Below are 16,002 nucleotides of genomic sequence, written 5' to 3'. Positions count from 1 at the left end.
TACCGGGGTGCCGGCGCCGGTCGTTCCGGCGTACCCGACACGCCCGGTGAACGGCGTGGTGCGGTGCGTGAGTGAGGTGCGGCGGCTGGCGCGCGCGGACCCGGCGAGCCGGGCAGGGCGTCAGCCGACGGTCGGCGTCGGCACCGCGCGGGCCTCGACGGCCTGCTGGTAGAGCCGACCAGCCCGGTACGACGACCGGACCAGCGGCCCGCTCATCACCCCGGCGAAGCCGATCTGCTCGGCCTCCTCGCGCAGCTCGACGAACTCCTCCGGCCGGACCCACCGCTCGACCGGGTGGTGCCGGGGGGTCGGGCGCAGGTACTGGGTGATGGTGACCAGTTCGCAGCCGGCGGCGTGCAGGTCACGCAGCGCCTGGGAGACCTCGGCGCGGTCCTCGCCGAGCCCGAGGATCAGGTTCGACTTGGTCACCAGGCCGGCGTTCCGGGCCTGGGTGAGCACGTCCAGCGAGCGCTCGTAGCGGAATCCCGGCCGGATCCGCTTGAAGATCCGGGGCACCGTCTCGACGTTGTGTGCGAGCACCTCCGGACGGGACCCGAAGACCTCGGCGAGCTGGTCGGGGTTGGCGTTGAAGTCGGGGATCAGCAGCTCCACGCCGCAGTGCGGCAGGGACTCGAGGGCGCCCTCGCCGCCGGCCGCCCCGTCGCGCGGGGTCAGGGCGTGGATCTGGCGGACCGTCTCGGCATACAGCCAGGCGCCGCCGTCCGGCAGGTCGTCGCGGGCGACCCCGGTGACCGTGGCGTAGCGCAGTCCCATCGTGGCCACCGACTCGGCGACCCGACGCGGCTCGTCCGCGTCGAAGTCGGCCGGCTTGCCGGTGTCGATCTGGCAGAAGTCACAGCGCCGGGTGCACTGGTCGCCACCGATCAGGAAGGTCGCCTCGCGGTCTTCCCAGCACTCGTAGATGTTGGGGCAGCCGGCCTCCTGGCAGACCGTGTGCAGCCCCTCCCGGGAGACCAGGCCCCGGAGGTCGGTGTACTCCGGGCCCATCTTCGCCTTGACCTTGATCCACGACGGCTTGCGTTCGATCGGCGTGGCGGCGTTGCGGGCCTCCACCCGGAGCAGTCGACGCCCCTCGGGCGCGACGGGCGAGCTGGCGCGGTTCTCCGAGGCGGTGGCGACGCTTCCCCGTCCGGCAGCGGTGGCGGCGGGAGGCGCGGAGTACTCGATGGTCACGAATCCGAGCCTACGCGTACCAGGTCGGCCGATCGACCAGAGGCGACCGGACTCACGTACCGAACCGGGTGATGCCACTCACGCGGCCGGTGCCGGCCCGCTCGACCCGGCACCGGGACGGGCGGACGGAAAACGGTTGCGGCCGTTCCGGTGCCCTGGGCTACGCTGCCGGCAGAGCGATGACGGAGCCGAGTACCACCTCGACCACCGGAGTCGAGAGAGTCACCAGCCGCTGTGAGGTGATCTCCGGCCGGGGCTGGGAAGACCCTCCTGAGCTGCGGGAAGAACGACGTCTCGGCGTCCAGTAGAACCCGCCGTACGGCCCACGTGACGGGCTGTGAAAGAGGCCGTCGATCCGACGGCGAAGGTGTGGTGGCACCGCGAGTTCCCGCTCGCCCACACCCCCCGGGGTCCGGTCGACGTACCGCGCACGGAGGGCCGTTCGTGGGCGTCGCGACGATTCGAGGAGTTTCCCGTGCCACATGTCCGCCCCACGACCCTGCCCGAGCGGGTCAGCTCCACGACCCCGCCCGACCGGGTTCTCACCACGACCCTGCCGCAACGGGTCGGTACGACCGTGACCGTCGCCGGCTGGGTACACCGCCGGCGACAACTGAAATCCGTGACGTTTCTGATCGTCCGGGACGCCGCCGGCCTGGCCCAGGTCGTGGTCACCGACGCCGACCTGCGGGCCCGGCTGGCTGAACTGACCGAGGAGTCGGTGGTCGAGGTCACCGGCGAGGTGGTCGGCAATCCCGCCGCGCCCGCCGGAGTCGAGCTGGTGACCCCGACCGTACGCCCGCTCGGCGTCCCGGCGGCACCGCCACCGTTCGACGTCTACCGCCCCGAACTGACCGCGTCGCTGCCCACCCAGCTCGACCACGCGGCGGTGGCGTTGCGCCACCCCACCCGTTCCGCCGCGCTGCGGATCTCCGCCGCCCTGGTGGCGGGCTTCCGGTCCACCCTGGACGGGTACGGCTTCGTCGAGGTGCAGACCCCGAAGATCGTGGCCTCGGCGACCGAGAGCGGGGCGAACGTCTTCGCTATCGACTACTTCGGTCGGCCCGGTTACCTGGCCCAGTCACCCCAGTTCTACAAACAGATGCTGGTCGGGGTGCTGGAACGGGTCTACGAGGTCGGGCCGGTGTTCCGGGCCGAGCCACACGACACCACCCGGCACCTGGCCCAGTACACCTCGCTCGACGTCGAGCTGGGCTTCGTCACCGACCACCGGGACGTGATGCGGATCCTGCGCGACGTGCTGGCCGGCATGCTCGACGGCCTGCCGGCGCGGGCCGGGGCTGCGCTGGCGACCCTCGGCGTCGAGCCGCCGAGGGTGCCGGCCGAGATCCCGGCGGTGCACTTCACCGAGGCGTTGGCGATCGCCGGGGCGCCGGCCGACGAACCGGACCTCGCCCCGGCCCACGAACGGGCTCTGGGGGAGTGGGCACGCTCGGAGCACGGCTCCGACTTCCTCTTCGTCACCGGCTATCCGATGGCCAAGCGCCCCTTCTACACCCACCCGGCCACCGTCGACGCGCCGGACGGCGGGCCGCGGGAGACGTACTCGAACGGTTTCGACCTGCTCTTCCGCGGCGTCGAACTGGTCACCGGCGGCCAGCGGCTGCACCGGTACGACGACTGTCTCGCCGCGCTCGCCGCCCGGGGCGAGGACCCGGAACCGTACCGGTCCTACCTGGACACCTTCCGGTACGGCATGCCGCCGCACGGCGGCTTCGCGATCGGCCTGGAACGGATGGTGGCCCGGCTGGTCGGCGCCGGCAACGTCCGGGAGGTCACCGCCTTCCCCCGCGACCTGCACCGACTCGCCCCGTAGCGGGACGGGTGCCTCGGTTCTGGTGGTGGCTGGGACACCTCAGCCGAGCAGGGTCGGCAGGTGTCGCTCGACGACCGGGAGGACCTCGGCGACGGTCACCTGGCGACCCAGTTCGGCGCTGAGCGAGGTGGTGCCGGCGTCCCGGATGCCGCACGGCACGATCCGGTCGTAGGCGGAGAGGTCACAGTCGCAGTTGATGGAGAAGCCGTGCTGGGTCACGCCCCGGGAGACCCGCAGGCCGAGGGCGGCGACCTTGCGGTCTGGGCCACGCTCGTCGGCGGGAACCCAGACGCCGCTGCGGCCCTTGATCTCGACCCGCTGGGCGGTGGTCAGCCCCAGTTCGTGGCAGACGTCGACCATCAGCTGTTCGGTACGTCGGACGAACGCGACGACGTCCACCGGCAGTCCGGTGTCCGCGCCGGGGAGCTTGATGATCGGGTAGCCGACCAGTTGCCCCGGACCGTGCCAGGTGATCTTGCCGCCGCGGTCGACGTCGATCACCGGGGTGCCGTCGGTCGGCCGGTCCCACGGCTCGGTGCGCTTGCCTGCGGTGTAGACGTTCGGGTGTTCGAGCAGGAGGACGGTGTCCGGCCGTTCGCCGTTGACGACCGCCTCGTGCACCCGGCGCTGCTCGTCCCAGGCGGCCAGGTAGTCGATGGTGCCCAGGCGGATGCTGGTCAGCTCGGCAATTGTGCTGCTCACCAGCCCAGCTTAGTTCGCTACCGACGGGTCGGGTCAGCACGCGTGGCCGGGGTCACCGGCCGGCGCCCGCCAGAGCCGGCCGGTCCGGCTGGCACGTGCCGGTGTCAGCCGGTCAGGCCGGTACCCGCCAGAGCCAGACGTCGGAGACCTGTTCGGGCGGGCCGAGGAGTTGGGTGGTGGCGTCCAGCACGGCGTCCGGGTGCAGCGGGAACTTCGTACCGTGCATCTGCGGGTCGAGCACCACCACCTGGACCCGCCAGTAGCGCAGGTCGTCCCGGGCGGCGGCCCGGTCGGCATCGGTGATCGTCGGCACGACCCCGGTCCTGGCCACCTCGGCCAGCAGGGTGTCGGTGGGGCGGGGCACCGGCCCGATCCGGCCCCGGCCGTCGGGGCCGCCGGGACCGAGGAAGAACCCGGACGGGATGGCGAACTCGCCCTGCCGGTTGGCCAGGGCGTACGCCTGCCAGCGTTGTCCGTCCGGGGTCAGGTCGATGGTGAGCGGGACCGGGGTGAGTACACCGCCGGGGGAGACGTACTGCCGCCAGACGCCGGAGGTGATGAACTCCGGCAGCGGCTCCCGTTGCACGGTCAGCAGGGGCGTCGGTACGAGCGGCAGCAGCGCCACCGCGAAGCCGGCGAGCCAGCCGGCCCGGGCCCGCCGCGACGGCGGCCGGGTCCGGAGCGCGTCGACGGTGTGCGCCAGCAGCAGCCCGACCAGCGGCGCCACCACCAGGGCGAGCCGGGACGGCAGCGCGGCGTTGAACACCGGCAGGTGCCCGAGCAGGGCGTACGGCAGCGGCACGTCGGTGCGTACCTCGAAGATCTTCACTCGGGGGCCCCAGGAGAGCACGGTGAAGACGAGCGCGGTCACCCCGAGCGCCCGCAGGGTGGCCCGGCGGGCCGGGTCGGCGTGCCGCCACAGCACGGTGAAGCAGACCACGGCCAGGACCAGCAGCGCAACGCCGAGGAAGGAGTTCTCCTCGGTCGGGTTCGGGGCCAGTGAGGTGCCGAGCCCGGCCTGTCCGGCCAGGCTCCGCTGGGGGTACGCCCCGTACGCGGCGATGTCCTCGGCGTGGATGACCGGGTCGAAGCCGGTGCCGTGGAATTTCTGCGGTCCCATGAAGTGCAGCCACAGCGGGTACGCCAGCAGCGCGAACGCCACCACGGCGGTGACCCCGAGGCCGCGCAGGAAGTCCGGCAGCGCGGCGCGGGCCTCGGCTCGGCGGGACCGGTGCGCCGCCCAGGTGCCGAGGAAGACCCCGCAGGCGAGTGCGGTGAAGAAGAGTCCCTCGGCGGCGATGGAGAAGGCGACCGCGACGAGGATTCCGAGCAGGATTCCGTCGCGTAGCCATTGGCCGGGTCGGCGCAGCCGGAGCACGCCCCAGACCAGCACCGGGGCGATCCAGCCGGCGCTCCAGTTCAGGTGGGCGTTGGCGTGCGCGACGAGGCCGGGCGCGAAGCCGATGAAGACCCCGCCGAGCAGGGCGGCCGGGGTGCTCCGGACGAGGTGCCGGGAGAGCAGCCAGTACCAGGCGAGGGCGCTGCCGGCGAGGTTGAGGGTGAGCACCACGAGGAAGGTCGCCGGCGGCCCGATCAGCCAGGTCAGCGGGGCGAAGACCACCGCGTACACGGTGATCGAGGTGTTCACCGCGAGGTTGACCCCGTCCGGCACGTTCATCAGGTCGGTGAAGAACGGGTTCTGACCGTGGCTGAGCACGTGGCCGCCGTACGCCAGCAGCCACTCGAAGAGGGCCTGGTCGCTGGCGTTGACGGTGATCGCCCGCCCGTTCGGGTCGAGCCAGAGGCCGCTCGTCACCCAGAAGGCCCCGACGACCGCGATCACGGCGGCGGTCAGGTCCGCCCGGCGCCGTCCCGGTCGGTCGGGGGTGGCGGTGGCGGGCGGGGGCTGCGGGGTCGACCCGGCGAGCGCGGGCGGGGAGAGCGGCACCTGCCGGAGGTTACCAACCCGGGGCCGACACGCCGAGGAAGCCGGGCACCTTGACGGCTGTGATGGAAATGATTTCCAATTGGATTAATGGCTCAACGTGGAAGGAAAGGACGTCGAACGTGAAAGTCTCCTTTGTCGGTAAGGGAGGTAGCGGCAAGACCACCCTGGCGGCGCTCTTCACCCGCCACCTCGCCGCGGCCGACCCGCCCGCCGGAACCCGCGGTCCGGATCCCGGCGGCCCGGTCGGTCCGGGCCGTTCCGACGGTCCGGACGAAACGCCCGGGCGGCCGCCACTGCTCGCCATCGACGCGGACATCAACCAGCACCTCGCGGTCGCGCTCGGCGCGACCGAGACCGAGGCGGCCCGGCTGCCCGCGCTCGGCGACCACCTCGCCGAGATAAAGGAGTACCTGCGGGGCGACAACCCCCGGATCTCCTCGGCGGCGGCGATGGTCAAGACCACCCCGCCGGGGCGCGGCTCACGGCTGCTCACCGTCGACGGCGTCAACCCGGTCTACGACCGCCTGGTCCGCGAGGTGGGCGGGGTACGGCTCGCGGTCACCGGTCCGTTCGGCGCCGAGGACCTCGGGGTCGCCTGCTACCACGCCAAGGTCGGCGCGGTCGAACTGCTGCTCAACCATCTGGTCGATGGCCCGGGCGAGTACGTCGTGGTGGACATGACCGCCGGCGCCGACTCGTTCGCCTCCGGACTGTTCACCCGGTTCGACACCACCTTCCTGGTCTGCGAGCCGACGCTGCGCAGCGTCGCCGTCTACCGGCAGTACGTCGGTCACGCCCGCGCCTTCGGGGTCCGGGTGCACGTCGTCGGCAACAAGGTCGACGATCCCTCGGACGTCGACTTCCTCCGCGAACACGTCGGGGCCGACCTGCTCACCTGGCTGACCCGGTCACGTCACGTCAGGAATGCGGAGCGGGGCGCCCCGGAGCCCCTGGACACCCTGGAACCGGCCAACCGGGCGGCCCTGGACACGCTCCGGGCGACCGTCGACGCCCAGGACCGGGACTGGGCGACGTACCACCGGCACGCGGTCGAGTTCCACCTGCGCAACGCGGTGGCCTGGGCCAACGAACGGGTCGGCGAGGACCTCGCCAACCAGGTCGACCCGGAGTACGTACCCGGGCCGCGACTCCCGGTCCACTGACCGGCACCCGCTCCCGGTCCACTGACCGGCACCCGTACCCGTAATCCGAACAGAAGGAGTTCAGCATGTCCCTCGACGTACCCACCGCTCTGCTGGAGCGGGCCGAAGCCGGCCAGGTCGACGACGCCGAGTTCGTCGACTGTGTCCGGCAGTCCCTGCCGTACGCCTGGGCGGTGGTCTCCGAGGTGGCCGCCCGGGCGCACGCCACCGCGGCCGACTTCGCCGACCACGCGGTCCCGCCGCCGAGTGAGGCCGACCGTGGGCAACTGCTCCGGGCGCTGGCCAGCGACGCTATCCGGGGTGGCCTGGAACGGCACTTCGGGGTCCGACTCGCGTTCCAGAACTGCCACCGGGTCGCGGCGTTCAAGCCGGCCGCGGTCGGCGGTGTGACGTACCAGCGGTTCGTCTCCCCGCTGGCCCAGATCCGCAACCAGTCGCCGGAGCTGCGCGACTGCTGAGGGTGGGCGGGGCTCCTTCCGGTCGCCGCCGGTGTCGGACGGAGCCCCGCCGCGCCCGGTCTCCGGAGGCGGCCCGCGGATCGGTCACCACGACGGCCACAAGCAGCACGCCGAGCAGCAGCCCGGCCGCGCCGGGGCCGCAGGTCCGAGAGAGCTTCCGTCCGGTACGAAACATGAAGCAATCCTCGCGACCCTTTCGGATTCCGCAGGCGCCAATGAGCGGATACTGCCTTTCGGGGCACCCGGTCGCCGCCGTCCCCGCTGGCCCGGTCCATGGGGTCCGAACTCATCTTGATATCGGCAAATGTGTGACTCCGCGCCATGTCGCCGGTTCGTCCATCGGTCGTAACGTCTCGGCAACTTTGGAGTGCTCGTCCCCCCGGCGGCTGGCCAACCGGCCCGCCAAGCCCCGCACCCCCGTCCGGAGGCCACCACCCATGCGCCGCTACCCCGCCCTCCTGGCCCGCCTCGCGCGGGCCGCCCTCGTCCCCGTCCTGGCCGCCGCGACCGTGCTCACCGTCGCCGCGCCCGCGCAGGCCGCCACCCTCACCCAGGTCACCGGCTTCGGCTCCAACCCCGGCAACCTCACCATGTACGCCTACCGCCCGGACGGCCTGCCGGCCGGCGCGCCAGCGGTCGTCCTGTTGCACGGCTGCGCGCAGAACGCCAACGGCTACTTCAGCAACTCCGGCTGGCGCAAGTACGCCGACCAGTGGGGATTCGCGCTGATCGTGCCGGAGCAGAAGTCGGCGAACAACGCGACCTCCTGCTTCAACTGGTTCGAGACCGGTGACACCAGCCGGGGCCAGGGCGAGGCGCTGTCGATCCGGCAGATGGTCGAGCACGCCCGGACCAGTTTCGGTGTCGCCGCCGACCGGGTGTACGTCAGCGGACTCTCCGGCGGCGGGGCGATGGTCGCCGCGATGCTGGCCGCCTACCCGGACGCCTTCGCCGGCGGTTCCGTGGTCGCCGGTATCCCGTACCGCTGCGCCACCACCATGGTCAACGCGTTCAGCTGCATGAACCCGGGTGTGAACCGTACCCCCGCCCAGTGGGGCGACCTGGTCCGCAGCGCGTACCCGGGCTACTCCGGGCCCCGGCCCAGGGTGGCGATCTGGCACGGCGCCGCCGACTACACGGTGGCGACGGCGAACGCCACCGAGTCCCGGGACCAGTGGACCAACGTCCTCGGCGTCTCGCAGACCCCGACCGGCACCAGTTCGCTGCCCGGCGGCACCACCCTCGAGACGTACGGCGCCGACCAGGTACGGGTGTACCGGGTCGCCGGGATGGGACACGGCACGCCGGTCGACCCGGGCTCCGGTGCCGACCAGTGCGGCAGTACGGCGGCGTACTTCCTGGACACCATCTGTTCGGCGTACCGGGACGCGCTCTTCTTCGGCCTGGACTCCGGCGGCAGCCCCGGTGACCCGGGAGATCCCGGCGATCCCGGTGATCCGGGTGATCCCGGTGATCCGGGTGATCCCGGTGATCCGGGTGACCCTGATCCGGTCTGTGTCACCGCCAGCAACTACGCGCACGTCCAAGCCGGCCGGGCGTACCAGTCCCTCGGCTACACCTACGCGGCGGGCTCCGGCCAGCTGATGGGCCTGTACAACACCTTCCTCAGCACCGAACTCCGGCAGACCGCACCGGGCCACTGGGTGATCGGCTGCTGATCGGCCGGCCGCCGGTACGGCACCGCTGACCGGTCGACCGGCACGGCATCTTCGCCCAACCGACCGGCACGGCGTCGGGGCGCGACAGGCCCTCCGCGGACTCCGCGACCCGACGCCGTCCGGCCGTAGGCAGCCCGCACCGTTCGACCGCCCGGCCAGCCCGCGTCACTCGGACGGTGCGGGACGACAGGCGGTCGCGCCCGGTCAGCCGGATCCGGCTCAGTCCAGGGCGGCGCGCAGCGCGCCGGCCAGGTCGGGGTGCTCGTGCCGGAAGCCGGCCCGGTTCAGCACCCCGGGAAGCACCCGGAGACTGCGCAACGCCTCGACCGACATCTCGCCGAGCAGGATCCGCAACGCGACCCCGGGGACCGGCATGACCGTCGGCCGGTGCAGCGCCCGCCCGAGAGTCCTGGTGAACTCGGCGTTCGTCGCCGGCGCCGGACCGACCACGTTCACCGGCCCGGCGATGTCGTCGTGGGTCAGCAGGAAGCTCAGCGCGGACATGCAGTCGGCCATCGAGATCCACGGGATCCACTGCCGGCCGTCGCCGAACGTGCCGGCGATACCGAGTCGGTACGGCAGCAGCTGCGGCTTGAGGAACCCACCGGTACGGTCCAGCGGCAGGCCGAGGCGCAGTCGTACCACCCGGATCCCGGCCTGCTCGGCAGGGGCGGTCGCCGCCTCCCAGACCCGGCACAGATCCGCCATGAAACCGTCCCCGGCCGGGGCGTCCTCCTCGACCGGGCGGTCACCGGTGTCGCCGTACCAGCCGATCGCCGAACCGTTGAGCAGCACCTGTGGCCGCTGGCCCGCCGGCAGGGTGGCGATCGACCGGGCCAGCGTCGCGGTGGTGTCGACCCGGCTGGCCCGCAGCAGGTCCTTGAACTCGCTGTTCCAGCGCCGGTCGCTGATGTTCGTACCGGCGAGGTTGATCACCGCGTCGGCGCCGGAGATGGCCGTCGGGTCCAGTTGCCCGGCGGCCGGGTCCCACCGGACCTCGTTCCGGTCCCGGACCGGGCGCCGGACCAGCCGGACGATCTCGTGCCCCGCCGTCCGGAGCCGATCGGTCAACCGGGTGCCGAGGAAGCCGGATGAGCCGGCGAGAACGATACGCATGCCGGTATCTTCGCCCACCCGGGTGCGCGGCGCCGTGGGTCGGGGGTCGTACCCGGGCGGGAGGCCCGCTGCGGACGCGCGCGGGGAGGGCCGGAACAGACGCCAGGGGCGCCCGGCCGACGGCCGGACGCCCCTGCGGGGATCTGTCGGATCAGGCGAGGCCGAGCTCCGCCTCGAACTGGCCCGCCTCGAGCCGCTCCTTGATCGCCGACAGGAACCGGGCGGCGTCCGCGCCGTCGATCAGCCGGTGGTCGTAGGAGAGCGCGAGGTAGACCATCGAACGGGGCACGATCACCTCACCGAGCTGCGGGTCGGTGACCACGACCGGACGCTTCACCACGGCACCGGTGCCGAGCATCGCCGACTGCGGCGACGGCACGATCGGGGTGTCGAAGAGCGCACCCCGGCTGCCGGTGTTGGTCAGCGTGAAGGTCGCCCCGGCGATCTCGTCCGGGCTGATCTTGTTGGTCCGGGTCCGGTCGGCCAGGTCGGCGATCCGCCGGGCCAGGCCGGCCAGGTTCAGGTCGCCGGCGTTGTGGATGACCGGCACCATCAGGCCCCGCTCAGTGTCGACCGCGATGCCCAGGTGCTCCGCGTCCGGGTAGGTGATCGTCCCGCCGTCCAGGTCCATCCGGGCGTTGACCACCGGGTACGTCTGCAGCGCCTCGACCGCGGCCAGCGCGAAGAACGGCAGGAACGACAGCTTCACGCCGTGCCGCTGCAGGAAGCTGTCCTTGGCCCGGGCCCGCAGCTTGGCCACCTTGGTGACGTCGACCTCGACGACGGTGGTGAGCTGCGCCATCTCGTGCAGCGACTCCTGCATCCGCTTGGCGATGACCGCGCGGATCCGGGGCAGCTTCTGGGTGCTGCCCCGCAGCGGGCTCGGCACCGCCTTCGGGGCCGCCTCGGCCGGTGCGGCCGGCGCCGCCGGTGCGGCCGCCTTGGCTGCCTTGGCCCGCTCCGCCGCCTCGAGCACGTCCTGCTTGCGGATCCGGCCACCGACACCGGTGCCGGTCACCGTACCGAGGTCGACACCCTGCTCGGCGGCGAGCTTGCGGACCAGCGGGGTGACGTAGCCGGCGCCGTTCTCGCCAGCGGCCGGCGCGGCCGGCGTAGTGGGCTTGGCGGCCGGTTCGGCCGCCTGCTCGGTGCGGACCGGCTGGGTGGACCGCTCGGTCTCCGGCGCCGGGCTCTGGTATCCCGCCCCGGCCGGGGCCGGCTGGGCCGCCGCCTGCGGCGCGGCGGGCTTCGCGGGCTCCGGTGCTGCGGCGGGCTTCGCCGGCTCGGGTGCCGGGGCGGGCTTCGCCGGCTCGGGTGCCGGGGTCGGCTTGGCGGCCGGCTCGGCCGGCTTGGCGCCGATCACCGCGAGGTCGGCGCCGACCGGGGCGGTCTCGTCCTGCGGCACCCGGATCTCCAGCAGCGTCCCGGCGACCGGGGAGGGGATCTCGGTGTCGACCTTGTCGGTGGAGACCTCGACCAGCGGCTCGTCGACCTCGACGGTGTCGCCGACCTCCTTCAGCCAGCGGGTGACGGTGCCCTCGGTGACGCTCTCGCCGAGTGCCGGCATCTTGACAACGGTGCCCTCGCCGCCGGCCGACGCGGTCTGCGCCGGGGCGGTCTCGGGCTCGGCCGGCTGCGCGGGCTCGGGCTGTGCCGCCGGCTCGGGCTCCTCGGCGGTTTCCGGCGCCTCGGCCTGGGCCGGGGCCGCCTGGGCCGGAGCGGCCTGCCCGCCCTCCCCGTCGATCACCGCGAGTTCGCTGCCGACCTCGGCGGTCTCGTCCTCGCCCACCACGATCCGGGCCAGCACCCCGGCGGCCGGCGAGGGGATCTCGGTGTCGACCTTGTCGGTGGAAACCTCAAGCAGGGGCTCGTCGACCTCGACCCGCTCACCCTCCTGCTTCAACCAGCGGGTGACGGTGCCCTCGGTGACGCTCTCGCCGAGCCGGGGCATGGTGACCGATACCGGCATCTTTCAAGACTCCTTCGTGGCCTGTGGATCCTGGCCCGGTTGCCGCCGGGCGCCGCGGGAAAACTGTGGTCAGGCGTGCGCGTGCAGCGGCTTGCCGGCCAGGGCGAGGTGGGCCTCGCCGAGCGCCTCACTCTGGGTGGGGTGAGCGTGGATGAGCTGCGCCACCTCGGCCGGGTACGCCTCCCAGTTGACGATGAGCTGCGCCTCGCCGACCAACTCACCGACCCGACCACCGACCATGTGCACGCCGACGACCGGGCCGTCCTCGACCCGGACCAGCTTCACGAACCCGGCGGTCTTGAGGATCTGGCTCTTGCCGTTGCCACCGAGGTTGTAGTTGTACGTCTTGATCTTGTCGGCGCCGTACTGCTCCTTGGCTCGGGCCTCGGTGAGCCCGACCGAGGCCAACTCCGGGTCGGAGTAGGTGACCCGGGGGATGCCGGCCTCGTCGATCACGGCCGGGTTGCGGCCGGCGATCTCCTCCGCCACGAAGATGCCCTGCTGGAAGCCACGGTGGGCGAGCTGCAGGCCGGGCACGATGTCACCGACGGCGTAGATGTTCCCCACCCCGGTGTGCAGCCGCTCGTTGGTCAGCACAAAACCGCGGTCGATCTTGACGCCCTGCTCCTCGTACCCGAGGTTGGCGGTCGTCGGGCCACGGCCGACGGCGACCAGCAGCAGTTCCGCCTCGAAGGTCTGGCCGCCCTCGATGGTCACCTTCACACCGGAGTCGGTGTGCTCGACCTTCTCGAAGCGCTTGCCGACCGAGAACTTGATGCCGCGCTTGCGGAACGCCCGCTCCAGCGCCTTCGACGACTCCTCGTCCTCGGCGGCGACCAGCCGGGGCAGCGCCTCGACGATCGTCACGTCCACGCCGAAGGACTTCCAGACGCTGGCGAACTCGACACCGATGACGCCGCCGCCGAGGACGATCGCCGAGGTCGGCACCCGGTCCAGGGTCAGCGCGTGGTCGCTGGTGATCACCCGCTGGCCGTCGACCTCCAGGCCCGGCAGCGTACGGGCGTACGAGCCGGTGGCCAGGATGACGTTCCGGCCGGTGTAACGCTGCCCGTTGACCTCGACGGTGTCCTGGGAGACCAGCTTGCCGGCACCCTCGACAAAGGTGATCTTCGCGCTCTTGACCAGCCCCTGCAGACCCTTGTAGAGCCGGGAGATCACGCCGTCCTTGTAGGCGTTGACCCCGGACATGTCGATGCCGACCAGCTCGGCCTTGACGCCGAACTGCTCGGACTCCCGGGTCTGGTCGGCGATCTCCGCCGCGTGCAGCAGCGCCTTCGTCGGGATGCAGCCGTTGTGCAGACAGGTGCCGCCGAGCTTGCCCTTCTCGATCAGCGCGACCGACAGGTCCAGTTGCGCGGCGCGCAGCGCGGCCGCGTACCCGCCGCTGCCACCCCCGAGGATGACAACATCGAAGGTTCCGCCGTTCGGCTCGGTCACAGTTAACTCCCAGGTCGCGTCGCTGCTACGAGGGGGATGCCGGGCAACCGGACATACCGCCGCCCCCGGTCGGGGTTCTCCGCCCGGAGGGGCGTGGACTCTCGCCGGCCTGTCTGTACGTACCGGTGAGCGCCCACCTCGGTCATCTTGTCACTTGTGTACGCGGGCCGCGTACCGAGGTGCCCAAGGACACGTCGTCGGGACGTACGCTTGCCCGAAGTCGCCAGTAACACCACGGGGCCGACGTGGTGGGGAGGAGAGCTCGGGTGGCCTGGTTTCGCCGGCGCAAGAAGGCGGTTGTCGGGGCAGGTGATCGTCCGGCCAACCGGGCTGATCTTGAGCATCTCGAACAGTTCGTCCGGTCGAGACGGGGTGTCGAGGCGTTCATCGAGCCCCGGACCACGGTGACCGAGACCACCGTGATGCTGATCGCGCACGACGGTGAGTGGACCCGTCGACGTATCGACGGCCCGGAGGGCGCCCGCCGGTTCGCCCACAAGATGGCGATCCCGATCTACGACGTCCGGCTGGTCGGCTACCCGCAGCGGATGCGCGACTACAACGAGCGCCGCAAACGCATGACCAGCTGACCCCACGCCGCCCAGCGCGGTCCGCGACCGGCCCGGCGGGCGGAGCGGGGTGACCCACGCACGGGGCCGGATCAGCCATGGGAGCCGAACGGTCACGGGTGGGGCCGGGTGACCCACGACGGGATCAAGCCTGACCGCCCAGAGTGGGTCACCCGGCCCCACCCGCCACCCCGACCCGATCCCGGGCCGGCGCGCCGCGAACAGCACGCCGCACCGGCCCGGGGGAAAGCGCGGCTCAGCCGTTGGCCGCGATGTCGTCGACCAGCTCCAGCAGGGTCCGGACCGGCACCCCGGTGCCGCCCTTGCTCCAGTACCCGGTCGGCTCACCGGAGTGGTAACCCGGGCCGGCGATGTCGATGTGCGCCCACGGCACGTCCTCGGTGACGAACTCCCGCAGGAAGACGCCACCCTGCAGCATGTGCCCGGCCCGGTCCATCCCCGCGTTGACCTGGGAGATGTCCGCCACCTCGGAGTCCATGCCCTTGCGTACGTCGTCCGGCAGCGGCATCGGCCAGGTCGGCTCCCCGGCCGCGTCGCCGGCCGTCTGGACCCGCTGGCAGAACTCGAGGGACCCCATCACGCCGGCCACCCGCTTGCCCAGCGCCACCACCTGGCCGCCGGTCAGCGTCGAGGTCTCGACCAGGTAGTCGCAGCCGTCCTCGCAGGCCCGGGCCATCGCGTCACCGAGGATCATCCGGCCCTCGGCGTCGGTGTTCAGCACCTCGACCCGCTTGCCGTTGTACATGGTGACCACGTCACCCGGCCGGTACGAGGTGCCCGACGGCATGTTCTCCGCCATCGGCAGGTACCCGGTCACCGCGACCGTCGGCTTCAGTTCGGCGATCGCCAGCAGGCTGGCGGCGACCGCCGCCGCACCGGCCATGTCGGACTTCATCTCCCACATGCCCTGGGCCGGCTTGATCGAGACACCGCCGGTGTCGAAGGTGATGCCCTTGCCGACCAGCGCGACCCGCTTCGTCGCCGCGCCGACGCCGGCGGCCGCCGGGTCGTAGGTCAGCTTCACCAGCCGGGGCGGGGCCTCAGAACCCTGGCCGACCGCCAGGATGCCGCCGTAGCCACCGGCGGCGAGGGCCTGCTCGTCGAGGACCTCCACCCCGAGCCCGGCCTCCCGGGCGGCGGCGGCGACCGAGTCGGCGAACGACGGCGGACGCAGCTCGTTCGGCGGGGTGTTCACCCAGTCCCGGGTCCGGGTGACCGCGCGGGCCACCACCGTGGCGCGGGTGATCTCCGCCTGGGCCCGCTCGTCGGAGGCGTCCGGCACGTGCACCGCGACCGAGGAGACGACCGGGCGGCGGGTCGGCTGCGGCCGGGTCTTGTAGCCGGCGAACCGGTACGCGCCGAGCAGCGCGCCCTCGGCGACGGCCCGCAGCGCGGCCGGGAAGTCCTCGTCGTCCGGAACAGGCAGGGTCAGCGCGACCTGCTCGGCGCCGGCGAGTGCCCGGACGGCGGCGGCGGCGGCCCGGCGCAGCGTCTCCGGGGCCGGCGCGGCACCGGACGGCTCGGCGCCCAGACCGACCGCGACGACCAGCGGCGCGGTGACCGTACCGAGGGTGGCGAGCTTGATCACCTCGCCGGGGCCGCCGGTGGCCCCCAGCAGCGCCAGGGTCTCGGTCAGCCGACCGTCGAACGCCGCGGCGATGCTCTCCGCGCCGCTGGCCAGCAGCAGCGTGTCGGCGAAGGAGGTCGTCGGCCCGGTCGTCGCGTCCGTGGTCTGGCTGTGCAGGCCGATCACGACGGCGTCGACGGCGAGTTCGGCGGGGTCGGTGTCGACCAGGCTGAGGGTGGTGCTGGGCGATGTCACTCGGCGGCTCCGGTACGGGCACGGCCGGCCGCCTGGTGTGCGGTCGGCGAAGATGGTCTCCGGCGA

12 protein-coding genes are annotated in these 16,002 nt (G+C 72.4%); 5 read left to right on the top strand and 7 right to left on the bottom strand.

Annotation, left to right across the window (positions count from 1 at the left end):
- Positions 1 to 120 precede the first annotated feature (120 nt).
- A complete protein-coding gene (locus ABGB21_RS10950; RefSeq protein ID WP_347655272.1) occupies positions 121 to 1,194 on the bottom strand; it encodes a lipoyl synthase in 1,074 nt (357 codons plus the stop codon).
- Between the two features lie 475 nt (positions 1,195 to 1,669).
- Between ABGB21_RS10950 and aspS the strand changes: the two genes are divergently transcribed.
- Positions 1,670 to 3,031, top strand: a complete 1,362-nt coding sequence (aspS, locus tag ABGB21_RS10945) for an aspartate--tRNA(Asn) ligase (RefSeq protein WP_347655271.1) — start codon at positions 1,670 to 1,672, stop codon at positions 3,029 to 3,031.
- 39 nt (positions 3,032 to 3,070) lie between these two features.
- Here aspS and lipB read toward each other — a convergent pair whose 3' ends face one another.
- Both lipB and ABGB21_RS10935 read right to left on the bottom strand, forming a co-directional pair.
- Positions 3,071 to 3,733 (bottom strand): lipoyl(octanoyl) transferase LipB, encoded by a 663-nt coding sequence (gene lipB / locus ABGB21_RS10940; RefSeq protein WP_347677563.1) that lies wholly within the window; start codon positions 3,731 to 3,733, stop codon positions 3,071 to 3,073.
- Positions 3,734 to 3,845: 112 nt separating this feature from the next.
- Positions 3,846 to 5,588, bottom strand: a complete 1,743-nt coding sequence (locus tag ABGB21_RS10935; protein WP_347677700.1) for a DUF2079 domain-containing protein — start codon at positions 5,586 to 5,588, stop codon at positions 3,846 to 3,848.
- Between the two features lie 212 nt (positions 5,589 to 5,800).
- Here ABGB21_RS10935 and ABGB21_RS10930 point away from each other — a divergent pair, with 212 nt between their 5' ends.
- From ABGB21_RS10930 to ABGB21_RS10920, 3 genes are all read left to right on the top strand, one after another.
- The gene (locus ABGB21_RS10930; RefSeq protein WP_347677561.1) at positions 5,801 to 6,844 is read left to right on the top strand and encodes an ATP-binding protein; all 1,044 of its coding nucleotides are present in this window, start codon (positions 5,801 to 5,803) and stop codon (positions 6,842 to 6,844) included.
- Positions 6,845 to 6,909: 65 nt separating this feature from the next.
- Positions 6,910 to 7,302 carry an SCO5389 family protein gene (locus tag ABGB21_RS10925; RefSeq protein ID WP_347677559.1) on the top strand — a complete coding sequence of 131 codons (393 nt, stop codon included), beginning with the start codon at positions 6,910 to 6,912 and terminating at the stop codon, positions 7,300 to 7,302.
- Between the two features lie 437 nt (positions 7,303 to 7,739).
- A complete protein-coding gene (locus tag ABGB21_RS10920) occupies positions 7,740 to 8,981 on the top strand; it encodes a PHB depolymerase family esterase (RefSeq protein ID WP_347655265.1) in 1,242 nt (413 codons plus the stop codon).
- A 219-nt stretch (positions 8,982 to 9,200) separates the two neighbouring features.
- Here the strand turns inward: ABGB21_RS10920 and ABGB21_RS10915 are convergent, their stop codons facing one another.
- From ABGB21_RS10915 to lpdA, 3 genes are all read right to left on the bottom strand, one after another.
- A complete protein-coding gene (locus ABGB21_RS10915) occupies positions 9,201 to 10,097 on the bottom strand; it encodes a TIGR01777 family oxidoreductase (protein WP_347655264.1) in 897 nt (298 codons plus the stop codon).
- A gap of 151 nt (positions 10,098 to 10,248) precedes the next feature.
- Positions 10,249 to 12,066, bottom strand: coding sequence for a 2-oxoglutarate dehydrogenase, E2 component, dihydrolipoamide succinyltransferase (gene sucB / locus ABGB21_RS10910; RefSeq protein ID WP_347677557.1), 1,818 nt, complete (start codon positions 12,064 to 12,066; stop codon positions 10,249 to 10,251).
- 69 nt (positions 12,067 to 12,135) lie between these two features.
- Positions 12,136 to 13,524 (bottom strand): dihydrolipoyl dehydrogenase, encoded by a 1,389-nt coding sequence (gene lpdA / locus ABGB21_RS10905; protein WP_347655262.1) that lies wholly within the window; start codon positions 13,522 to 13,524, stop codon positions 12,136 to 12,138.
- A gap of 266 nt (positions 13,525 to 13,790) precedes the next feature.
- On the opposite strand from lpdA, the gene ABGB21_RS10900 reads away from it, so the two are divergent.
- Positions 13,791 to 14,114, top strand: a complete 324-nt coding sequence (locus tag ABGB21_RS10900; RefSeq protein WP_347655261.1) for a hypothetical protein — start codon at positions 13,791 to 13,793, stop codon at positions 14,112 to 14,114.
- Positions 14,115 to 14,349: 235 nt separating this feature from the next.
- On the opposite strand, the gene ABGB21_RS10895 is transcribed toward ABGB21_RS10900, so the two are convergent.
- The gene (locus ABGB21_RS10895) at positions 14,350 to 15,936 is read right to left on the bottom strand and encodes a leucyl aminopeptidase (protein WP_347677555.1); all 1,587 of its coding nucleotides are present in this window, start codon (positions 15,934 to 15,936) and stop codon (positions 14,350 to 14,352) included.
- Positions 15,937 to 16,002 lie beyond the last annotated feature (66 nt).

Origin of the sequence: Plantactinospora sp. B24E8 (genome assembly GCF_039871735.1) — a bacterium.
Taxonomy (GTDB): domain Bacteria; phylum Actinomycetota; class Actinomycetes; order Mycobacteriales; family Micromonosporaceae; genus Plantactinospora.
This window is presented reverse-complemented; position numbering and strand designations above follow the sequence as displayed.